The 21,066-nt window shown below is 42.1% G+C and carries 33 protein-coding genes; 3 read left to right on the top strand and 30 right to left on the bottom strand.

Annotated elements, in window-relative coordinates:
- Positions 1-7: 7 nt before the first annotated feature.
- On the bottom strand, positions 8-1,807 hold the full coding sequence (locus AAEY75_RS12315) for an NAD(P)H-hydrate dehydratase (protein ID WP_197217854.1): 1,800 nt from the start codon (positions 1,805-1,807) through the stop codon (positions 8-10).
- A 207-nt stretch (positions 1,808-2,014) separates the two neighbouring features.
- On the opposite strand from AAEY75_RS12315, the gene queG reads away from it, so the two are divergent.
- Complete coding sequence (gene queG / locus AAEY75_RS12310; RefSeq protein WP_201592626.1) at positions 2,015-3,253, top strand: tRNA epoxyqueuosine(34) reductase QueG; 1,239 nt, start codon at positions 2,015-2,017, stop codon at positions 3,251-3,253.
- Positions 3,254-3,340: 87 nt separating this feature from the next.
- Here queG and lysM read toward each other — a convergent pair whose 3' ends face one another.
- The 6 genes from lysM to AAEY75_RS12280 all read right to left on the bottom strand — a co-directional run bounded on the left by lysM (position 3,341) and on the right by AAEY75_RS12280 (position 7,868).
- Positions 3,341-3,850 (bottom strand): peptidoglycan-binding protein LysM, encoded by a 510-nt coding sequence (gene lysM, locus AAEY75_RS12305; protein ID WP_110923960.1) that lies wholly within the window; start codon positions 3,848-3,850, stop codon positions 3,341-3,343.
- Positions 3,851-4,140: 290 nt separating this feature from the next.
- Positions 4,141-4,377 (bottom strand): acyl carrier protein, encoded by a 237-nt coding sequence (gene acpP, locus AAEY75_RS12300; RefSeq protein ID WP_010196746.1) that lies wholly within the window; start codon positions 4,375-4,377, stop codon positions 4,141-4,143.
- 269 nt (positions 4,378-4,646) lie between these two features.
- Positions 4,647-5,381: a 3-oxoacyl-ACP reductase FabG gene (gene fabG / locus AAEY75_RS12295; protein WP_245905717.1), complete on the bottom strand. Its 735-nt coding sequence runs from the start codon at positions 5,379-5,381 to the stop codon at positions 4,647-4,649.
- The gene (gene fabD / locus AAEY75_RS12290) at positions 5,372-6,340 is read right to left on the bottom strand and encodes an ACP S-malonyltransferase (RefSeq protein WP_197102314.1); all 969 of its coding nucleotides are present in this window, start codon (positions 6,338-6,340) and stop codon (positions 5,372-5,374) included. The genes fabG and fabD overlap by 10 nt, the downstream gene beginning before the upstream one ends.
- Before the next feature lie 415 nt (positions 6,341-6,755).
- Positions 6,756-6,938 carry a 50S ribosomal protein L32 gene (gene rpmF / locus AAEY75_RS12285; RefSeq protein ID WP_068408434.1) on the bottom strand — a complete coding sequence of 61 codons (183 nt, stop codon included), beginning with the start codon at positions 6,936-6,938 and terminating at the stop codon, positions 6,756-6,758.
- Positions 6,939-7,274: 336 nt separating this feature from the next.
- Positions 7,275-7,868: a YceD family protein gene (locus AAEY75_RS12280; RefSeq protein WP_201592628.1), complete on the bottom strand. Its 594-nt coding sequence runs from the start codon at positions 7,866-7,868 to the stop codon at positions 7,275-7,277.
- Between the two features lie 185 nt (positions 7,869-8,053).
- Here AAEY75_RS12280 and AAEY75_RS12275 point away from each other — a divergent pair, with 185 nt between their 5' ends.
- Both AAEY75_RS12275 and AAEY75_RS12270 read left to right on the top strand, forming a co-directional pair.
- Entirely contained in the window at positions 8,054-8,800 is a 747-nt protein-coding gene (locus AAEY75_RS12275; protein WP_352259714.1) for an elongation factor P hydroxylase, read from the top strand.
- Positions 8,801-9,049: 249 nt separating this feature from the next.
- Positions 9,050-9,670 carry an L-threonylcarbamoyladenylate synthase gene (locus AAEY75_RS12270; protein WP_197102320.1) on the top strand — a complete coding sequence of 207 codons (621 nt, stop codon included), beginning with the start codon at positions 9,050-9,052 and terminating at the stop codon, positions 9,668-9,670.
- Positions 9,671-9,762: 92 nt separating this feature from the next.
- Here the strand turns inward: AAEY75_RS12270 and rplQ are convergent, their stop codons facing one another.
- The 23 genes from rplQ to rpsS form a co-directional block, all read right to left on the bottom strand.
- Complete coding sequence (rplQ, locus tag AAEY75_RS12265) at positions 9,763-10,122, bottom strand: 50S ribosomal protein L17 (RefSeq protein ID WP_010196736.1); 360 nt, start codon at positions 10,120-10,122, stop codon at positions 9,763-9,765.
- Between the two features lie 19 nt (positions 10,123-10,141).
- Positions 10,142-11,149 (bottom strand): DNA-directed RNA polymerase subunit alpha, encoded by a 1,008-nt coding sequence (locus tag AAEY75_RS12260; RefSeq protein WP_011279808.1) that lies wholly within the window; start codon positions 11,147-11,149, stop codon positions 10,142-10,144.
- A gap of 81 nt (positions 11,150-11,230) precedes the next feature.
- A complete protein-coding gene (rpsD, locus tag AAEY75_RS12255) occupies positions 11,231-11,872 on the bottom strand; it encodes a 30S ribosomal protein S4 (protein ID WP_110923954.1) in 642 nt (213 codons plus the stop codon).
- A 48-nt stretch (positions 11,873-11,920) separates the two neighbouring features.
- Complete coding sequence (rpsK, locus tag AAEY75_RS12250; protein WP_058368279.1) at positions 11,921-12,310, bottom strand: 30S ribosomal protein S11; 390 nt, start codon at positions 12,308-12,310, stop codon at positions 11,921-11,923.
- A 20-nt stretch (positions 12,311-12,330) separates the two neighbouring features.
- Positions 12,331-12,687: a 30S ribosomal protein S13 gene (rpsM, locus tag AAEY75_RS12245; protein ID WP_010196723.1), complete on the bottom strand. Its 357-nt coding sequence runs from the start codon at positions 12,685-12,687 to the stop codon at positions 12,331-12,333.
- 253 nt (positions 12,688-12,940) lie between these two features.
- Positions 12,941-13,057 (bottom strand): 50S ribosomal protein L36, encoded by a 117-nt coding sequence (gene rpmJ / locus AAEY75_RS12240; protein ID WP_010196721.1) that lies wholly within the window; start codon positions 13,055-13,057, stop codon positions 12,941-12,943.
- Positions 13,058-13,088: 31 nt separating this feature from the next.
- Complete coding sequence (gene secY / locus AAEY75_RS12235; RefSeq protein WP_181416317.1) at positions 13,089-14,420, bottom strand: preprotein translocase subunit SecY; 1,332 nt, start codon at positions 14,418-14,420, stop codon at positions 13,089-13,091.
- Positions 14,421-14,439: 19 nt separating this feature from the next.
- Positions 14,440-14,880 carry a 50S ribosomal protein L15 gene (gene rplO / locus AAEY75_RS12230; protein ID WP_110923952.1) on the bottom strand — a complete coding sequence of 147 codons (441 nt, stop codon included), beginning with the start codon at positions 14,878-14,880 and terminating at the stop codon, positions 14,440-14,442.
- Positions 14,880-15,059: a 50S ribosomal protein L30 gene (gene rpmD / locus AAEY75_RS12225; protein WP_010196714.1), complete on the bottom strand. Its 180-nt coding sequence runs from the start codon at positions 15,057-15,059 to the stop codon at positions 14,880-14,882. Before rpmD ends, rplO begins: the two co-directional genes overlap by 1 nt.
- A 20-nt stretch (positions 15,060-15,079) precedes the next feature.
- The gene (gene rpsE / locus AAEY75_RS12220; RefSeq protein ID WP_010196711.1) at positions 15,080-15,595 is read right to left on the bottom strand and encodes a 30S ribosomal protein S5; all 516 of its coding nucleotides are present in this window, start codon (positions 15,593-15,595) and stop codon (positions 15,080-15,082) included.
- 2 nt (positions 15,596-15,597) lie between these two features.
- On the bottom strand, positions 15,598-15,948 hold the full coding sequence (gene rplR / locus AAEY75_RS12215) for a 50S ribosomal protein L18 (RefSeq protein ID WP_110923951.1): 351 nt from the start codon (positions 15,946-15,948) through the stop codon (positions 15,598-15,600).
- A gap of 11 nt (positions 15,949-15,959) precedes the next feature.
- The gene (gene rplF / locus AAEY75_RS12210; protein WP_110923950.1) at positions 15,960-16,493 is read right to left on the bottom strand and encodes a 50S ribosomal protein L6; all 534 of its coding nucleotides are present in this window, start codon (positions 16,491-16,493) and stop codon (positions 15,960-15,962) included.
- Positions 16,494-16,667: 174 nt separating this feature from the next.
- Positions 16,668-17,066 carry a 30S ribosomal protein S8 gene (gene rpsH / locus AAEY75_RS12205; protein ID WP_110923949.1) on the bottom strand — a complete coding sequence of 133 codons (399 nt, stop codon included), beginning with the start codon at positions 17,064-17,066 and terminating at the stop codon, positions 16,668-16,670.
- Between the two features lie 11 nt (positions 17,067-17,077).
- Positions 17,078-17,383 carry a 30S ribosomal protein S14 gene (gene rpsN / locus AAEY75_RS12200; protein WP_021813378.1) on the bottom strand — a complete coding sequence of 102 codons (306 nt, stop codon included), beginning with the start codon at positions 17,381-17,383 and terminating at the stop codon, positions 17,078-17,080.
- Between the two features lie 12 nt (positions 17,384-17,395).
- On the bottom strand, positions 17,396-17,932 hold the full coding sequence (gene rplE / locus AAEY75_RS12195) for a 50S ribosomal protein L5 (protein WP_110923948.1): 537 nt from the start codon (positions 17,930-17,932) through the stop codon (positions 17,396-17,398).
- 21 nt (positions 17,933-17,953) lie between these two features.
- Positions 17,954-18,271 (bottom strand): 50S ribosomal protein L24, encoded by a 318-nt coding sequence (rplX, locus tag AAEY75_RS12190; protein ID WP_110923947.1) that lies wholly within the window; start codon positions 18,269-18,271, stop codon positions 17,954-17,956.
- An 8-nt stretch (positions 18,272-18,279) separates the two neighbouring features.
- Positions 18,280-18,648 (bottom strand): 50S ribosomal protein L14, encoded by a 369-nt coding sequence (gene rplN / locus AAEY75_RS12185; protein WP_010196702.1) that lies wholly within the window; start codon positions 18,646-18,648, stop codon positions 18,280-18,282.
- 182 nt (positions 18,649-18,830) lie between these two features.
- Positions 18,831-19,106 carry a 30S ribosomal protein S17 gene (gene rpsQ, locus AAEY75_RS12180; protein ID WP_021813375.1) on the bottom strand — a complete coding sequence of 92 codons (276 nt, stop codon included), beginning with the start codon at positions 19,104-19,106 and terminating at the stop codon, positions 18,831-18,833.
- Complete coding sequence (gene rpmC, locus AAEY75_RS12175) at positions 19,103-19,300, bottom strand: 50S ribosomal protein L29 (RefSeq protein WP_110923946.1); 198 nt, start codon at positions 19,298-19,300, stop codon at positions 19,103-19,105. Before rpmC ends, rpsQ begins: the two co-directional genes overlap by 4 nt.
- Positions 19,300-19,713 (bottom strand): 50S ribosomal protein L16, encoded by a 414-nt coding sequence (gene rplP / locus AAEY75_RS12170; protein WP_110923945.1) that lies wholly within the window; start codon positions 19,711-19,713, stop codon positions 19,300-19,302. Before rplP ends, rpmC begins: the two co-directional genes overlap by 1 nt.
- A 3-nt stretch (positions 19,714-19,716) precedes the next feature.
- Positions 19,717-20,445, bottom strand: coding sequence for a 30S ribosomal protein S3 (rpsC, locus tag AAEY75_RS12165; protein ID WP_110923944.1), 729 nt, complete (start codon positions 20,443-20,445; stop codon positions 19,717-19,719).
- 3 nt (positions 20,446-20,448) lie between these two features.
- Positions 20,449-20,778: a 50S ribosomal protein L22 gene (rplV, locus tag AAEY75_RS12160; protein ID WP_010196689.1), complete on the bottom strand. Its 330-nt coding sequence runs from the start codon at positions 20,776-20,778 to the stop codon at positions 20,449-20,451.
- Between the two features lie 10 nt (positions 20,779-20,788).
- Positions 20,789-21,064 carry a 30S ribosomal protein S19 gene (gene rpsS, locus AAEY75_RS12155; RefSeq protein WP_021813372.1) on the bottom strand — a complete coding sequence of 92 codons (276 nt, stop codon included), beginning with the start codon at positions 21,062-21,064 and terminating at the stop codon, positions 20,789-20,791.
- Positions 21,065-21,066 lie beyond the last annotated feature (2 nt).

The following is a 21,066-nucleotide window of genomic DNA, read 5'->3' as shown; positions in this document are numbered from 1 at the left end:
GCTAGTTTTAGGAATCAACCAGCAACTGCATAACATGACGAATGGCTACTGGCATATCTTGAGCTTGTAGCCCTCGTTGTCCTATCAAGAGATGACCGCGATCACTCTTGCCACTATTATATTGATTCGTCTGACTAACCAATATATCCCCTGCTAACCCATGTATGATAACCGCTTGATGCAAACTGCGCATCTCCGGCTCCAAATCCTGTTGTGCTAACAACCCAGCAATGACACCAGACAACACATCGCCCATACCAGCGGTTGCCATGCCAGCATTACCAACACCACAAACATAGATCTGCTGTTGATCTAAGCCACTCTCTAAAACCAAAGACCCTGCACCTTTGAGCACCCAATTGCCACCATACGTCTTCGCACATAGTTTGATGGCTGATAATCTATCTGACTCTATCTCATGTATTTTTTTATTCAGCAACTTAGCAGCTTCACCACTGTGCGGTGTTAAAAAAACCTCATTATCAGTACTATACTCTCGCAATTGGGTGATGAATTTATCACTTTTCAACTGTAACGATGCCAAGTGATAAAGCCCGTCAGCATCTATAACTATTGGCTTTTTCGCTGTCATAGCAGCTTGTATATAATTTACGAATAATGCCTGTGCTTTATCGTCACGGCCCAACCCCATACCAATAGCTACCACACTGGCTGCCTTGATTAAGTGCTGCACACCTTGAGTATCATGCAAATTGATAGTCATGGCATCTGGTAGTGACGTCAACAGTGCGTTATGAAAGGCTTCGTGGCAGGCAACAGTGATTTTACCCGCTCCTGCCGCCATCGAACTTGAGGCAGACAGTATCGCTGCCCCGCCCATACCTTGTGAGCCATCAACACGATTACCACCGATGACCAGTACGTGGCCGTAGCTCCCTTTGTAGCTATTTTGACGCCGTGGACTGAGAGCATATCCAGTAGTAATCAATTTGGCTACTGGCTCAAACGCTACATTGCCTACCTGATAAGGTATCAGCGGTATATCGGTTACCTGCCCGCTATAATCTACCCCGTCTTTAGTATGCAATCCAAATTTCCGCGCAATCAAACATAAAGTTGCATCCGCCTGTATCGCTATACGGTCGAACACTTCACCAGTCGAAGCAACCACACCACTTGGAATATCAACCGCAATGGCCAGCCCATTATTTTGCTCCGTTAATTCATTAAAAGCTCTAATTACCTGCTTATAGATACCTTCAGGTTTACGATCCAGCCCTATACCAAATAGTGCATCGATATAGACATCAGTTTGTAGCGCTGTTGCTCTCAAATCATTTTGGCTATCTTCAAAGCGCTCATACTTGCAATTAGCAGATCGTGCTACCTGTAAAGCCTTTTGGGCATCTGTTATTGAATTTTTGCTATTAGAATTTTTCGTTATATCACTTTTATCAAAACTAACTTGATCAGAGTCGCTATTGCTAAAATCACTATCCTCAAAACCCACTGTGACTACCTGTACCTGCCAGCCAGCTTGCTTGAGATAGTATGCAATCAGCCAACCATCACCGCCATTGTTGCCTTTTCCTACCCAGATACTCACCCGATACTGAACGTTATGACGATGAAAAAAATTAGCAGATTCTGATGAATGATGGTTTGAATATTTTTTCTCATAAAGCTGCTCGATATGCTTCGCCATTTGCCAAGCTGCTTGTTGCATTAGTCCGAAACTATCATGACCTTCATCAAACCATGCTTGCTCCATTGCGTAGAGCTGTTTACTACTATATAGCGCTACAGGGTGTTTCTTATTGATGAATGAATGACCGTGTATTCGCATGACTTGCCCTCAACTGTTTTTATTAGATTGTTTTATATTATTCTGACGCTTAATATTGCCTCATTGATATGAAGACATATCCTAGCTTAGCAAAAGCCAGCTTTGACTTGTGTATCAATATGAATGCGAGTTTATTTTCTTTTATGCTTGCGCTATTGGCTCACTCGCTTATCATAACGGTACTCACATCAACGCTTACTATTACACATGAATAACTCATCTACACCAAGCCTACCAATATCTTCTACCAAGCAGGCAGCTAGCCAACAACGAACCGCTACTATTGATGATGCACTCGCAAACAAGATTGAAATTAATAATACCTCAACATTCGCCACCACAGCAGACGTCAAACAGTGGATCAAGACTCAAGCACAGGCGCTAGGGTTTGCTGACTGCGGCTTTCTATCCGTGCACCATCCTTTGTTTGCTAAACAAATTGTACAACTGCAGCAATGGCTAGAGAAAGGTTACGAGGGACAGCTACAGTTTATGCACAGCAATCATGAACTACGGGCGAACCCTGAGCAATTGGTCGATGGTGCAAGAACTATCATCAGCGTTCGTATGGATTACCTAACTCAAGCACCGAAACCTCGTGCTGTCACTGACAATGACCTTCCCAACCAAGGTATCATTGCGCGTTATGCCAGAGGACGTGATTATCACAAAACAATGCGTAGTCGTTTAAAGCAATTGGCATTAAAAATAGAAACAATGCTTCCTGAGTGGCAACACCTCAATATTGGGTCAGAGCGAGATTTTATCTTTCGGCCATTTAGCGACTCTGCACCTATCTTTGAGCGCCCTATCGCTGATGCTGCTGGCCTTGGATGGACAGGTAAGCACACGCTACTCATTAATAAACAAGCAGGCTCGTTTTTTGTGTTGGGCGAGCTATTTATTAGCCTTGAGTTGCCAGATGACCAACCTATCAAAGAGCATTGTGGTAGCTGTAGTGCCTGTATTGATATTTGCCCTACCCAAGCGATTGTTGCACCCTATGAGCTCAACGCTTCAGCCTGCATCTCCTACCTCACTATCGAGCATAAAGGTACCATTGATACTAAGTACCGCCGGGCGATTGGTAATCGCGTCTTCGGTTGTGATGACTGTCAGCTTATCTGTCCTTGGAATCGCTATGCTAATATCACACCTGTGGAAGACTTCGCACCACGGCACAACCTTGATAGTAGTAGCTTACTTGAACTATGGCAGTGGCAAGAAGCTGACTTTATGAAAAAGACCGAAGGCAGCCCACTCAGACGCACAGGTTATGTTAGCTTTTTACGCAATATCGCTATTGGCCTTGGGAACGCTAACGCCAGTACAGACACTATTACCCAATTACAATCAAAACTGGGTGTACACAATGAGATATTAGATGAGCATATCCTTTGGGCAATAGCTGAGCAACAAGATAAGTTGAAGACAATTGAGTCTTAGGCTTATATTTGTCTAAACAAAAAAATGCCTCTTACGAATAAGAGGCATTTTTATTGGCGCATATTTTTGTACTATTCATTGCTAATATTATGGCTTAGGGATACGTAATACTTGGCCTGGATAAATTTTATCAGGGTCAGAAAGCATTGGCTTATTCGCTTCAAAAATCTTCATATAATCACTGGCTGAACCATAAACATCTTTGGCGATTTTAGATAGATTGTCACCAGACTTTACTGTGTACATGGTTGACTCAGGGGCATCTTCTTCGATATCAATATTATCAATAACTTTCGCAACGTTCTGTACGTTACCAATTGCGATGATTGCTTTTTCGCGGTCTGCTTGTGTTTTGGCTTTACCACTGATCTCAGCAGTATCCGTTGAGCCATTGTATTTAATCTTTAGATCGCTAATATTTAGATTCTGCTGCTGAACACGACGAAGCAAGATATTAGCGACTGACTGCGCTGAAGGCTCACTACTCTGTACTGGTGTGTTAGCATCTGCTTTGGTTTCTGACTTAGCATCATGCTCGGCTTCATCACGATTGAATATCTTATCACCGATGTCTTTTGCAAAACTGAACATACCCATGTAACTGCTCCTTAAAATATTATTATTAATCATTATTTTCGATGACGTATAAAATCAGATAATGGGGTACATATCTAATTTTCGTCATACTTTATTACTGCTTACCAAGATGAGTATAGACAAAGGTAGTTGAACTGGCTAGTAATAGTATGTTGAATAATGTTGAATCGACGTAGCTTATGTTAATAAATACAATTTACTCATATGGAAAGCTCATTTTACAAGACATAAAAAAACCGCTTATCAATTAAGATAAGCGGCAATACAAAACTTGCTAAGCTAATATAGAATTATAGCTGTGCTTGTACGTAATCAATTGCTTTTTGAACAGTCGTTAGTTCTGCTGAATCTTCATCAGGAATAGTGATGCCAAAATCGCTTTCGAATGACATAACCAATTCAACTAGATCCAATGAATCTGCACCTAAGTCTTCCATAAATGAAGCATCGTTGCTGATTTCTTCAACGTTCATACCCAATTGCTCAGCTACTGCAGCTTTAACTCTTAGCTCGGTATCATTACTCATGTAGATTTCTCCTTTTTGATCTATTATTTTGACAAACCACTATAGTTCTATTATTAGATTCTATAGCATTGTATATAAGTGAGACTTTCAGATTAGTATAGCTATCTGAATGCTTTATAACGGATTATACGTTTTGACTAATGTCTGGTAAAGCTCTGCTATCATACAGTGCTTTGGCCTAAAAGTGTCCGTCATTATAGCACCCTTTATTATAGTTTACACTCGTTCACACAGTTTTTTATTATCACTATGTAACACTTGTGCGTCACTTACATATACATGCCGCCATTGACAGGAATAACAGCGCCTGTGATATAGCTGGCCTCATCGCTGGCCAAGAAATGCACTGCTGCGGCGATGTCTTCTGGCTGCCCTAAACGGCTAATAGGGACAGCATCTAACATCGAGTTTAGCAGACGCTCATCAAGCTCATCCGTCATATCTGTTTCAATCAAACCCGGAGCGACACAGTTAATAGTCACTTGACGTGAGCCAATTTCACGCGCTAAGGTACGGCTAAACCCTTCTACACCTGCTTTGGTTGCAGCATAGTTAGATTGACCTGCATTACCCATCTGCGCGACTACAGAGGTAATATTAATGATGCGGCCACGGCGGGCTTTCATCATGCCGCGTACAGCACGTTTGCTCATGCGATATACTGACGTTAAGTTAGTGTCTATGACATTGCCCCAGTCATCATCTTTCATGCGCATTAGCAAGCCGTCTTGCGTGATACCAGCATTATTGACCAGTACCTGTACCGCACCATAGACGCTTTCGATCTCTTCAAACAATTTATCAATTTGCGCCGTATCACGTACATCTAAGACTCGACCAATACCACCACTGTCATGAAGATAGTCATCGATAAGCTCAGCGCCTTTTTCAGTCGTCGCTGTACCAATGACAAAATGACCTTCTTTAGCAAAACGTTTGGCAACAGCTTTGCCAATGCCACGGCTCGCGCCTGTTACTAATGTAATCGTACGGCTCATGATAATAACTCCATTAATTTCTCAAGGCGGGCAGGTTTGTCAGTAGGATAGCTGGCAATTGGCTGGGCTTGACGCTTCGCCAAATTACTCAATACATTACCACTGCCACACTCGATTAAAATATTAATTTGCTTGTCAGCCAGCTCTTGCATGGTTTTTGACCATAATACAGGTTGGCTTAGCTGTTCAGTCAATGCTTGCTTGATACCCAACGCACTGGTTTCGACACGTGCATGACGATTTTGAATAACAGGAATCGTGGCTTGCTCAAATTTGATGTCTGCCAAAATTTCAGCCAAAGCACTACTCGCTGGCTCCATTAGTGCGCAATGCGATGGAACACTAACCTTTAGCGGAACAGATTTCTTACCGGTATTTTTTACTTTATCAATAACAGCATTAACGCCATCGGCATTACCTGATATAACGACTTGGCCTGGGCTATTAAAGTTGGCTGCACCAACAATCGCGCCATCAACATGTTCAGTCGCTTGCTCACATAAATTTTCGACCCGATTGTCTTCAAGACCTAATACTGCTGCCATCGCTGTATCAATTCCTACAACAGCCTCTTGCATTAACTGACCACGTTTATGAACCAGTCTTACTGCATCAGCAAGCGATATCACATCAGCTGCACAGAGCGCGCTATACTCACCTAGAGAGTGCCCTGCTAAATAACAAGGCTCTGTGACTACTTTCTGTTTCAAGATTCGCCAGATAGCTATGCTAGCCGTCAATAATGCTGGCTGAGTATAGTGGGTTTGATTGAGCTTTTCTTCATCCTGACAGATTGCCCATAAGTCTTCACCAAGTGCATCACTTGCTTCAGCGAAAGTATCACGAATCTCTGGATAGGTTTCAGCAAGCTCACTCGTCATACCAACGACTTGTGATCCTTGACCAGGGAAAATTACCGCGATCCGCGAAGGCTGCTTTTTTGCCATATCGGGTACAGAGGCCATAACCAATATTCCTTATTCAATTGGAAACATCCCTAAAAATAATGGGAGTTGTTATATTATTAGGTACGACACAGAGCCGTTGCGTTCGTTATTTTTCGAAAAATTAGCTGTTAGTGAACTATACACTGACAGGCTCTATTATCATAGTGAGTGCCACCTAAACTGGTGTAGCAGAGAATATCACTAAAATTGTAATAATAGATTGTATCAGTTCACTTTCATATTTACTAAAGGCTAAAAATAAAATATTTATTTTAAAAAACCATAGCAAAAAGCCAAGTTATCTAGCCACATAATATATGATAGCGAAATAACTTGGCTTTCTTTAGCTCAAAACTCATTGCTTGATACAGCTATGCAAAAGCAATAATAGTCACCAGTACTATGACTACTTTTGCATTAGCTAACAAACAACTTAGGCGTCTTGACTTACCTTGAACAACTGACGACCACGGTAAAAACCATCTTTAGTCATGTGATGACGACGATGTTTTTCACCAGTAGTAGCATCAATGCTCAGCTCAGCCACTTCCATACGATGGTGTGAACGGCGCATGTCACGACGAGAACGGCTTTTACGACTTTTTTGAACAGCCATGATATAGCTCCTATACTTAAAAGGGATAAGCTTGAAATTCAGCTTTAATCGATACTGACAGAGGCCATATAATCACAACAACCTAAGTCTTACGCATCATTAGTTAAATAGATTGCCACTCACATAAAATGCTAACTATGTCTAAAATCTATAGTAAATTTGCATAGTCAGCTTCTATCAGCAAGCAACTTGTTGCTAGAATGCAATAAACCGGACATTATACGCATGTTTAATGGATTAATAAAGCCCTGCATCTCACTCTTCTGTAGAAAGCTGATGAAAGGTATCACAAATTCATTAAGTAGTACATTTATATGTGAATTGCTTTTAATGAAACTACAACTTGCCTTTTAGCGAGGCTAAAGCGGCAAAAGGATTTTCTGTTTCTTCTTCTTCTGGAATCTCACCAAATTGCTCTACCGTCATCTCACAGTCATCATGCTTTGGTGACATTGGCGTCTTGAGTAGTATCTCGTCTTCAACCAATTTCTTGAATGGCAATAGCTTCTCTGGTGATTGCTCTGTAATGATTTCATCAAGTAATAAATAATCTTGCTCTTCATTCACTAAGCGTACTTGGCTCTCTTTTTCAAGCAAAGCAATATTAAAATCATCAGACAAATCGATAGCCACTGGCTGCAGACAGCGCTGACAAGTTAGCCAAACCTGACCAGTCAATGTAAATGCCAAATGTAAGACATTATTACGGCGATACAAGCTAGCACTAAGCTGTATTTTTTCTTGCTCGTGTTCGGTAGCTAGAATAAGCGCCAGACGTTTGAACGCACTTGGCTCTACTTCTCCTGACCATTCATAACCAGTATCTGCCCACTTATCTAAAGAAATAGAATCGGGCATGCTGGTAGGTAACGGCACTTTTTTGTTATCAGTATGCATTGCTGACGGTTTACTTTCTGGAGTGCTTGACATGCGCGGCCTCATTCATCAAAACGGTGTATAATATTGCCTGCCATACTAACGGAAAGCATTGAATGACGCTAGCGCTAGTATGTTAATATTTTTGATATTGGCACGATTTAACATGACCTGTTCTTCGCCTTTATACTAAGGTGATAGTTTTCATTTTTACCACTTATCTGACCAGTATTTCACTTATGAATTCGTTTAACAATAAAATTGACTTTGCTAACTTACTCTCATCCTCTAAAGCAAAAATACTATTGAAATGTCTTACCGAGTTGGCCAGTGATATGAACTCCACTTCTACCGATTCATCAAATCTTGAGAAGAATAGAGCGTTAGAGCGCCTGAGAAATGAATGGCAATGCTTATCTACTACCGAAACTGACGATAACGACCAACAATTAGCTGATAATAATGAGCGAGTAGCTACCGACTGGCTCATTCAATTATTCAATACTTTATTTGCCGATCAAAAGGTTATATTGGTTCGTAGTGAAGGTGAACCCGAATACTTTCCTGCCCAAAACAATGAACCCGCAAGAATTGAATTTGCTCATGGGTTTTTTGCCAGTGCATTGCATGAAGTCAGCCATTGGTGTGTGGCCGGAGAAGCTCGTAGAAGGTTGCCTGACTTTGGCTACTGGTATGCACCAGATGGACGATCAGCAGCTCAGCAGCAGTCTTTTGAACGCGTTGAAATTAAGCCGCAGGCATTGGAGTGTCTTTTTACTTTAGCTTGCGGGCGACCTTTCCAAGTATCACAGGACAATTTATTTGCATCGTTTGATACGAGTGATAGCACCTTCGAACATGATGTTTATCGACAAGCAGAAAAGTATATTGCTGAGCCTCAGACACTACCACGTGATGCTAAAACCTTATTACTTACTTTACTTGAGGTTTCTACACCAAATCCGACTAAAGCAGTGGCAATATAGCTTTCAATGATGTGATTTTTTATAACGTGAATGGTTAAGGATCTCATACGAACAATAACGCCTTGCCACTAAAGTTACATGTACTATGCGCTATACTAATAATCAAATCCATATTTTAAACCAATAAACTTTATTAACGTTTAAAATGTACTTTATGAATTATCCTCTGTATTAAACAGACTTAACTCAGCCACCGAAACACTTATTTAAATGAAGAAAAACCTCATAATTATAAGATAAGGAAGCACTATGCAAGTATTCTATATTCACCCAGACAATCCACAGCCTCGATTGATTGAGCAAGTGGCTGACCTGCTACGTAAAGACCAACTGATCATCTACCCTACCGATACCAGCTATGCCTTTGGTTGTCGTCTGGGTGCCAAAGATGCGTTAGAAAAACTTAAACAAATTCGCGAGCTTGATGATAAACACCAATTTACCTTATTATGCCGTGACCTAAGTGAGATTGCTAATTACGCTACAGTAGATAATGTGCAGTTTAAACAGCTAAAAGCACATACCCCAGCACCTATTACATTCATCCTAAACGCAACAAAAGATGTACCAAAGAAACTGTCTCATGCCAAGAAAAAAACAATCGGTATCCGAGTACCGAGTAACGCTATTGCTCAAGCACTTTTAGAAGCTATGGATGAACCAATATTGACCAGCTCACTAATCTTACCTAACCGTGATGACATACTTGACGATCCATTCGAGATTGAGGATATCTTAGGCAATCAAATTGATGGTCTAATCAATGCAGGTATAAAAACAACCAAGCTAACCACCATTGTAGATATGACTAGCAGCCAACCTGAGATTGTCAGGCAAGGTGCTGCTGATGTTGATTCACTACTGCTCTAATAAAATGAATAATGTGATTAACCAAATTCAAGACATAAAAAAAAGCTCCAATTAATTGGAGCTTTTTTATGAATCATATATTCAGTATAAAACTAGTCACGATCAACTAATTCTACATATGCCATTGGCGCATTGTCACCATCACGATGACCGCATTTTACGATACGCAAATAACCACCTGGACGAGTCTGGTAACGAGGACCTAACGTGCCAAATAATTTGCCTACCATAGCTTTGCTACGCATACGGCTGAATGCTAAACGACGGTTAGCAACGCTGTCTTCTTTAGCCATAGTGATTAATGGCTCGGCAACGCGACGTAACTCTTTTGCTTTTGGTAAAGTTGTTTTGATCAGTTCATGCTCAAATAATGAGTTAGTCATGTTCTGAAACATTGCCTTACGATGACTGCCGGTACGACCCAGCTTGACTCCACTCTTACGATGGCGCATAGTCAAAAATCCTTAAAGTTTAACGGCTACGATAAGAAAAGCGATCATCAACACGTAAATCAGCTGGTGGCCAGTTATCTAGGCGCATACCGAGCTCTAAATCTTTAGACGCTAAAACGTCTTTGATTTCAGTTAATGATTTCTTACCAAGATTTGGGGTTTTTAGAAGTTCAGTCTCTGAACGTTGTACCAAATCACCGATATAGTAAATGTTTTCAGCTTTCAAGCAGTTGGCTGAGCGAACCGTTAGTTCAAGATCGTCCACAGGGCGTAATAGCACCGGATCAACCTCTTCTTTCTCTTTCACAGGCTCAGGCGCTTCTTCAGCTTCTAGGTCAACAAAGATAGAAATCTGTTGTTGTAAAATAGTGGCTGCTTTACGAATTGCTTCTTCTGGATCTATAGTGCCATTAGTTTCAAGCTCAATGATAAGACGATCAAGATCAGTACGCTGCTCTACACGAGCGTTCTCAACCTGATAAGCAACACGAAGCACAGGACTAAAACTTGCATCAAGCTTTAAGCGTCCAATTGCTTTAGTATCACCATCTTCACGGCGCTGGTTTGCTGGCTCATATCCACGACCCATTACTACGCGCAAACGCATCTTAAGATGACCACGATCACTCAATGTACCCAATACCAATTCTGGATTGATGATGTCAACATTGTGCGGTAACGTGATATCTGCAGCAGTAATAGTGCCTGGACCTTGTTTATCCAAGGTCAAAAATACTTCATTTTGGTCATGAAGCGTAATTGCCAAGCCTTTTAAGTTCAAAAGCAAGTCAAGTACATCTTCTTGTAGCCCTTCAAGCGTAGAGTATTCATGGTCAACACCATCAATCTCGGCTTCAATGACTGCAGCACCAGGTAATGAAGATAACAAGATACGACGTAAGGCATTACCTAGGGTATGCCCAAAGCCGCGTTCTAACGGTTCGAGCGTGACTTTCGCAATCGTTTCGTTAACCGTATCCACGTTAATGGCATTCGGCGTTAGAAACTCAGTTGCATTTAGCATCATGATGTCACCTCGATTTATTAAACTGGTTTAATTAACGTTAATTGCTCAATGCCATTTTCATGACATCGAGCAGTACGTCATTTACTTAGAGTATAGCTCAACGATCAAGCTTTCGTTGATTTCAGCAGGTAGATCAATACGATCAGGCGCATGTTTAAACGTGCCTTGTAGTTTGCTGTGATCAACATCTAGCCATTCTGGAATACCACGTTGTGTCGCTAGTTCAATAGCGTTTTTAATACGTAGTTGTTCGCGAGACTTCTCTTGGATAGCGATGACATCACCATCTTGAAGCTGAATTGATGGAATGTTCACACGAACAAACTCATCACGGCCAGCTTTTTTTACCATAACAGTACGATGACTGACTAGCTGACGTGCTTCTGCGCGAGTTGAGCCAAAGCCCATGCGATATACAACGTTATCTAGACGGCTCTCAAGCATGGCTAGTAGGTTTTCACCTGTAGCACCGCGCTTACGAGCAGATTCTTTATAGTAATTAGCGAATTGACGCTCTAGTACACCATAAATACGCTTAACTTTCTGCTTTTCACGCAGCTGTAGAGCATATTCAGAGGTCTTGTTACGGCTTACGCCATGTTGACCTGGTGGACGACCAGCTTTTTTCGTTTTTACGTCGTATGGTTTAACGCCAGACTTAAGGCCTAAATCCGTACCTTCACGACGTGATAATTTTAGTTTTGGTCCAATATAGCGGGCCATTGTTATGTCTCCTATAAGCTTTCAATATAAAAAGCTTCGTCTTTAATATTAGACGCGGCGCTTTTTCGGCGCACGGCAACCATTGTGTGGGATTGGGGTTACATCAGAGATGCTGTTGACTTTATAACCCAATGCACCTAGTGCTCTTACCGCAGACTCACGACCCGGTCCTGGTCCTTTGACCAAAACGTCGATATTCTTAACACCATATTCTTGGGCCGCTTTACCAGCGACTTCAGCTGCAACCTGAGCTGCAAATGGTGTAGATTTACGTGAACCACGGAAGCCTTGTCCACCTGAAGTGGCCCAAGCCAATGCATTACCCTGACGATCGGTAATCGTAACAATGGTGTTATTAAAAGACGCATGGATATGGGCTACGCCCTCCGATACTGAACGGCGAGTCACCTTTTTGCGACTGCGAGTGTCTTTTGCCATCTTTTAGCTTCCTAAGTTAATTATCTTTTGAGAGGGCGTGTCGGACCCTTACGAGTACGAGCGTTGTTCTTGGTATTCTGACCTCTAACTGGTAGGTTACGACGATGGCGGATGCCACGGTAACAACCAAGATCAACTAAACGCTTAATATTCATTGAAACTTCACGACGAAGGTCACCTTCAGTCATGTAATTTGCAATTTGTGCACGGATAGCATCTAACTGTGTATCATCTAACTGACTGACTTTAGTAGTAGGGGCAATGCCAACTGCTTCTAAGATTTTCTGAGCAGTGGTACGACCTACACCAAAGATGTAAGTTAGTGAAATAACAGCATGCTTATTATCCGGAATGTTTACGCCGGCAATACGAGCCATTGATTTCTCTCCATTAAAGAAAAATAAGCGTTATCTAACGATAAGGCATTACTTTTCAGATTTGTTGCTGTCAATACTAAAGCCTTTGTAATCTCAATCTCTGCTTTGGTCTGATAACAGACTTATTCTTCGATAGTATTATAAAAGTTTTTGCATAAACTACGGCAAGTGGCGGATGATATCGCATCCGCCGTTATTTTTCAAGTATTAATTTAAATAGTAACAAAAACCTGAGGCTTTGTGATACTAAGTATTAACCCTGACGTTGCTTGTGGCGAGGTTCTGCTGTACAAATAATATGTACACGGCCTTTACGGCGCACAACTTTACAGCTACCACAAATCTTTTTAACTGATGCTTGAACTTTCATAGCATGCTCCTTGAAATATCGTACCGCTCATTTAAGATTGAGTGGGCGATTGAATTAACGTCTGATCATGATATTGATGGGTCATCAAATGCGCTTGAATCTGCGAGATGAAGTCCATTACCACAACCACCATAATCAGTAAAGACGTACCACCGAGTTGAAACGGCACACCAAACGATGACTGGACGACCATTGGCATTAAACAAATAACCGTCATATACATCGCGCCAATAAAGGTCAATCGGTTTAATACATGATCGAGGTAACGCTGAGTTTGTTGTCCTGGGCGAATACCTGGGATATACGCACCACTACGTTTAAGGTTTTCAGCTACTTCACGTGGGCTAAATACTAGCGCCGTATAAAAATAGCAGAAGAAAATAATCATTGCACCAAACAATACTAAATATAGCGGCTGTCCTGGAGACAATACTAACGCCATATTCTGTAATATTTTTTGTGTAAAGGTAGGATCGGTTGATTGACCAACCCACTGCCCTAAACTTGCTGGAAACAACAATAGAGAACTCGCAAAGATAGCGGGAATAACCCCTGCCATGTTTAGCTTCAACGGCAGATGAGACTGCTGCTGAGCATAAATTTTACGACCCTGTTGCTGCTTTTGTGCGTAGTTTACAGGAACACGGCGTTGAGCACGTTCAATATAAACAATGCCAGCAGTAACCGCGATACCTAGTAACACAAAAATAAATAGTACAATCAAGTTCATCTGACCTTGATTGACCTGTTCGATAGATTGCGAAATCATACCTGGCGTACCAGCCACAATGCTCGCAAAAATGAGCATTGAAATACCGTTACCTACACCACGCTCCGTAATCTGCTCACCAAGCCACATTAAGAACATAGCGCCTGCCACTAAAGAAGTAACAGCTGGAATATAGAAAGTAAGACCAGAAGATAAGGTAAGGTTTTGACTGATTAAGCCAGCACACATCCCTAATGACTGTACTAGGGCTAAGGCAAGCGTTCCCTGACGGGTATACTTGTTTAGCTTGCGTCGTCCCGCTTCACCCTCTTTTTTGAGGGCTTCAAGCGATGGCAATACCGCAGACATCATCTGTACAATAATCGATGCTGAGATATATGGCATAATACCAAGTGCCATAATAGACATACGCTCTAGTGCACCGCCTGAGAACATATTAAACATGCTCAGGATGGTGTTTTCGTTGCGCGAAAACAGATCAGCCAAGTTAACCGGATTGATACCCGGTACTGGAATATGTGACCCTAAACGATAAACAATCAATGCGCCGATTAAGAATAATAAACGCGTCCATAATTCATCATACTTGCGTATAAATGCAAATGGATTGAGCGGTATACCAGTCGATGACATTGATTGTTTTGACACGTTATTACTCCTCGATGCTACCACCAGCAGCTTCGATTGCTAGCTTAGCGCCTTTAGTCACTTTGATACCTTTAAAAGTATAAGCTTTAGTGACTTCGCCTGATAACATAACACGGGCACGCTTCATATCATGACGGATAAGGTTAGCAGCTTTAAGTGTTTCAATGCTAACAACATCGCCTTCAATTTGGTTTAGTTCAGACAGACGTACTTCAGCTGTCTTCATTGCCATTTTACTGGTAAAACCAAATTTAGGTAGACGACGATATAAAGGCATTTGACCACCTTCAAATCCTGAGCGTACGCTAGAACCTGAACGAGATTTCTGACCTTTTACACCACGACCACCAGTCTTACCAAGACCTGAACCGATACCACGACCACGACGTTGTGCAGTTTTCTTTGCACCAACACCTGGTGATAATTCATTTAATCTAAGACCCATTACGCTTCCTCCACTTTTACCATGTAGTTAACGCGATTTACCATACCACGAGTTGAAGGAGTATCTTCTACTTCAACAGTATGGTTAATACGGCGTAAACCCAATCCTTTCAAGCTCGCTTTGTGGCTCTTTAGGCGATGGGCACCCGATTTAAATTGAGTGACTTTCATTTTTTTCATCGTAACTCACCTAGTCTAAGTTAACCCAAGATTTCGTCTACAGATTTACCACGTTTAGCTGCCATCTTCTCTGGAGTTGACATATCACGTAAACCGTTAAACGTTGCGCGAACAACGTTAGCAGTATTGGTAGAACCATAACATTTAGTCAAAACATCTTTGACACCAGCAACTTCTAACACAGCACGCATTGCGCCACCAGCGATTACGCCAGTACCTTCAGATGCAGGTTGCATATAAACTTTACTAGCACCATGACGTGCTTTGATCGGATGATACAAAGTTGCATCATTTAGCTCAACAGTAATCATATTACGTTTGGCAGCTTCTAGTGCTTTTTGGATAGCAGCTGGCACTTCACGTGCTTTACCGCGACCAAAACCAACACGACCGTTGCCATCACCCACTACAGTTAGTGCAGTGAAAGAGAAAATACGACCACCTTTAACAACTTTTGCAACACGATCAACGGTAACTAAGCGTTCTACTAGACCGTCAGTCTGTTCATTTTTATCATTTTTATCATTTCTAGCCATGATTAAAACTCCAATCCGTTCTCGCGAGCTGCTTCTGCTAAAGCTTTAACTCGACCATGATATTTGAAACCACTACGGTCAAAGGCAACTTTAGTGATACCAGCTGCTTTTGCGCGTTCTGCGATCAATTGGCCTACAGACGTTGCTGCATCAGCATTACCAGTAGCGCCTGAGCGCAAGCTGACGTCTAAGGTAGATGCCTGAGCAATCACTTCACCACCGTTCGGAGAGATAATCTGGGCATACATATGTTTTGGCGTACGGTTAACCGTTAAGCGATTAACGCCTAAAAAACGGATATGCGCGCGGGTTTTCTTAGCTCGACGCAGACGAGCTGCTTTTTTATCAAACATTTCAACTCACCTTATTTTTTCTTGGCTTCTTTGCGAATCACATGCTCGTCACTATAACGAATACCTTTGCCTTTATAAGGCTCAGGTGGGCGGAAACCACGGATATTAGCCGCTGCTTGACCAAGCTGCTGCTTATTGTTTGATTTCAAAACAATTTCAGTTTGCGTTGGGGTTTCAGCTGACACACCTTCAGGTAACGTATACTCTACTGGATGAGAGTAACCAACGTTCAAAGTTACTTTGTTGCCAGTAACTTGTGCGCGGTAACCAACACCAATTAATTGAAGACGTTTTACAAAGCCTTCATTCACGCCTGTAACATAGTTGTTAAGCAGAGCGCGCATGGTGCCAGTGTGCATCATAGCTTCTTTTGAATCGACTGTAGGTGAGAAAATGATAACATCATCTTCCTGTTTCAGCTCGACCAATGCATGCAGGCGTAAAGACAAATTGCCGTTCTTGCCTTTAACTTCGACCTGCCGATCGTTCAAAGTAACGCTTACACCATTTGGCAGCGTCACTGGGGCTTTAGCCACACGAGACATAGGAATATTCCTTAAAAAATTAACTTCTTTATATTAGCGAAAAAACTAACAGGCTAAAAAGCGTGTTAGTTTAGCATAGTTGACTACGTTAGACACCTACCAATGTTAAATAATTTACCATTACCACATTGATAGAAGCCCAACAGTATCAAATAGACTTTATCGTCGTGTAACTTACGCTACAAATGCGACGATTTCACCACCGATACCAGCAGCGCGTGCAGCACGATCACTCATGATACCTTGGCTAGTTGATACGATAGCAACACCCATACCTTGCTTAACAGTAGGGATAGCGTCTTTACCGCGGAACTGGCGTAAACCAGGACGGCTAAAACGTTGAATAGTTTCGATGACAGCACGGCCTTCGAAGTATTTTAGTTCAATAGTAAGGCTTGCTTTGTTGTTTGCTTCTTCAGTAACAACAGCACTAGCCACATAACCTTCGCTAACTAGTAAATCAGCAATTGATTTACGTAATTTAGAGCTCGGCATTGCTACCGATACTTTGTTAGCCATTTGTGCGTTACGAATACGGGTTAGCATATCCCCAACGGTATCTTGCATACTCATATAGTTACCCCTTACCAGCTTGCTTTACGAACACCAGGCACATCGCCTTGCATGACACGCTCACGCAGCATATTGCGTGATAAGCCAAACTTGCGGAAGTAACCGTGAGGACGACCGGTGATAGCACAACGATTGCGCAGACGTACTGGCGATGAGTTACGTGGAAGAGCTTGTAGCTCTAACATCGCTTCCATACGAGTTTCGTCACTTGCAGTCATATCACTGATAGTTTCTTTTAGCTTGATACGCTTATCAGCGTACTTAGCAACCATTTTTTCGCGCTTCAATTCGCGGTTAATCATGCTCTTCTTTGCCATAACGTCTTTACCTTATTTAAATGGGAAGCCGAATGCTTTAAGCAACGCACGACCTTCTTCATCAGATTGAGCTGACGTGGTGATTGTCACATCCATACCGCGGATACGATCAATCTTGTCAAAATCTACTTCTGGGAATACAATTTGTTCTTTGATACCCAATGAGTAGTTACCACGTCCGTCAAAGGCTTTAGGTGAAAAACCGCGGAAATCACGAATACGAGGAATTGCAATGGCAACGAGACGATCTAAAAATTCGTACATTTGCTCACCGCGTAGCGTTACTTTACAGCCAATTGGCCATTCTTCACGAATCTTAAAGCCAGCAACTGATTTACGCGCTTTGGTGACAACAGGTTTTTGACCAGCAATTGCAGTCATATCAGCTACAGCACCTTCAAGTAATTTCTTATCTTGAGACGCACCGCCTACACCCATGTTAAGTGTGATTTTAGTGATTTTAGGCACTTGCATCACATTCGCCAAACCAAGCTCTTCTTGGATTTGCTGCTTTAATTTATCGTTATATAAAGATTTTAATCTTGCCATTACCATTACACCCTTAGTGTCTTACGCAGTCGCCACTACTTCACCGTTCGAACGATAGACGCGTTGTTTCTGGCCGTCTTCGCTGAACTGATAAGTAATACGATCAGCTTTTTGGGTTTGCGCATTTAATATTGCGACATTTGAAATATGTAGGAAAGCTTCTTGCTTAAGAATGCCGCCTTCAACGCCAGCTGCCTGATTTGGCTTCTGATGTTTAGTGACAATGTTAATGCCTTCTACTTTAATACGATCATTTTTTACAGCTTGTACAGTACCTTGCTTGCCTTTATCTTTACCAGCAATCACGATAACTGTATCGCCTTTACGTAATTTTGACATGGATTACCTCACAATACTTCTGGTGCTAGTGATACAATTTTCATAAACTGATCACCACGTAGTTCACGAGTTACCGGTCCAAAAATACGAGTTGCAATCGGTGCTTTGTTTTGGTTCAACAATACCGCAGCATTGTCGTCAAAACGTAACACAGAACCATCAGGACGACGAACGCCTTTTTTGGTGCGTACAACTACAGCATTCATCACGTCGCCTTTTTTAACACGACCACGCGGAATGGCTTCTTTAACCGTTACTTTAATAATGTCGCCAACTGATGCATAACGACGATGAGAACCACCCAGTACTTTAATGCACTGAACTCGTCTTGCACCGCTATTGTCTGCAACTTCCAGCATTGACTCAACCTGAATCATAGCGTTACTCCACACGTATGAGCAATAAAAACCAGTTGCTGCCGCTAGCACAGTATGAGTAGACGGCATTGTAATATAAATAACCGCGACTTACTCTTAATGTGAGTGATATACGCTCGGCGCAATCAGCATCCTTAAAAAGGCGGATATTTTAACAGCTTCTGGCTTTTAATGCAATTTACTTAGATTTTTTCTACTTTTTCAACCACATCAACCAAAGTCCAAGACTTGGTTTTTGAGATTGGACGCGTTTCTTTGATACGGACAAGGTCGCCTTGTTGGCAAACGTTGTTCTCATCGTGTGCTTTGATTTTCGTAGAACGACGAAGCTGTTTGCCATATAGAGGATGACGAACCAGACGCTCAATCAAAACTGTGATGGACTTGTCCATCTTGTCGCTGACAACTCGTCCTGTCAATACGCTAGCATTGGTAGCTGTTTGATTGTTATCGCTCATGAGTCGCCTCGTTGTTTCTCGTTAATCAAAGTCTGAAGCTGTGCAATCGTACGACGATTGCCACGTACTTCATGGGTATTACCCAACTGACCAGTTGCTTTAGCCATACGAATACGGAAAGCATCAAGTTGCTTTTCATCAAGTAACTGGGTCAGTTCTTCTAATGATTTATCACGTAATTCACTGATCTTCATTACATTATCGTCCGCTTAACAATGGTAGTTTTAAAGGGCAATTTTGCTGCAGCAAGTATAAATGCTTCGCGAGCAAGCTCTTCTGAGACCCCTTCGATTTCATATAACACTTTACCAGGTTTGATTTCGCATACCCAATATTCGACTGGACCTTTACCTTTACCCATACGTACTTCTAATGGCTTGTTGGTAATCGGTTTGTCAGGGAATACACGAATCCAAATCTTACCGCCACGCTTAATTTTACGAGTGATGGTACGACGTGCTGCTTCAATTTGACGGGCAGTCATACGACCACGAGTCAAAGATTTTAGACCAATTTGTCCGAATGCAACGGTGCTTCCACGATGAGCTAGCCCAGTGTTACGACCTTTGTGCATTTTACGAAACTTGGTACGTTTTGGCTGTAACATAGTTTAACCTCTGTCTGAGTTTCGACGATTTCCGTTTCCACGACCACGGCGTTTTGGCGCACGAGCCTGCTCTTCTTTAACGGGATTATATACACTGTTCATACCGTCAAGGATTTCGCCACGGAAAATCCAAACTTTAACACCGATAGTGCCGTAAGTTGTCTCTGCACGTACTGACGAATAGTCAATATCAGCGCGGAGTGTATGCAGTGGCACACGACCTTCACGGTACCATTCAGTACGAGCAATCTCAGCACCGCCAAGACGGCCAGACAACTCAACTTTAATACCTTTAGCACCAGAGCGCATGCTGTTCTGTACAGCGCGTTTCATCGCACGACGGAACATAACACGACGCTCAAGCTGGCTACTGATACCGTCTGCTACCAAACGTGCATCAAGATCAGGTGACGTGATTTCTTCAATGTTGACCTGAGCAGGTACGCCCATTATTTTGGTCAATTCTTTTTGAAGTCTTTCGATATCTTCGCCTTTTTTACCGATAACAATACCAGGGCGCGCAGTGGCGATGGTAATCTTAGCAGCGCCAGTAGGACGCTCGATCATGATGTTGCTGATCATAGCGTTGTCTAGCTTTTTGCGTAGATATTCACGAACTCTAATGTCGTTGATTAGGTATTCTGAGTATTGTTTAGGGCTAGCATACCAGTTTGCGTTATGCTTTTTTACAACACCAAGACGAATTCCGATTGGATGTACTTTTTGACCCATAACTTATTCCCCTACCTTAATAGTGATGTGACAGGTACGCTTACTGATACGATCAGCGCGGCCTTTGGCACGTGGTAGGATACGTTTTAGCGTAATGCCTTCATCAACGTAGATAGTTGATACTTTAAGAGTATCGATATCTAGACCGTTGTTGTTTTCGGCATTGGCGATGGCTGAGTTAAGACATTTCTTAACAAACACAGCGCCTTTTTTATTACTATACGTTAGGATATCCAAAGCACGCTCGATAGATTTGCCACGAACTTCATCAGCAACGAGTCTAACTTTTTGTGCCGATATGGCGGCACCGCGTAATTTTGCAGTTACTTCCATGATAAGCACCTTATTTCTTAGCTTTTCTGTCAATGCCATGACCACGATACGTACGAGTCGGGGCAAATTCACCTAGTTTATGACCAACCATCTGTTCGCTCACAATAACCGGTACATGAGTACGGCCGTTGTGAACAGATAAAGTTAGGCCAACCATTTGTGGCAAAATCATCGAGCGGCGCGACCAAGTCTTAATTGGCTTGCGTGAGTTGGTGTCTAATGCATTCTCAACTTTAGCAAACAAATGCGCGTCTATGAATGGACCTTTTTTCAATGAACGAGGCATGA

The sequence above is a fragment of the Psychrobacter sp. TB55-MNA-CIBAN-0194 genome (genome assembly GCF_040309505.1).
Taxonomy (GTDB): domain Bacteria; phylum Pseudomonadota; class Gammaproteobacteria; order Pseudomonadales; family Moraxellaceae; genus Psychrobacter; species Psychrobacter fozii.
Note: the sequence above shows the minus strand (reverse complement) of the source record. Positions and strands in the feature narration are given on the sequence as shown.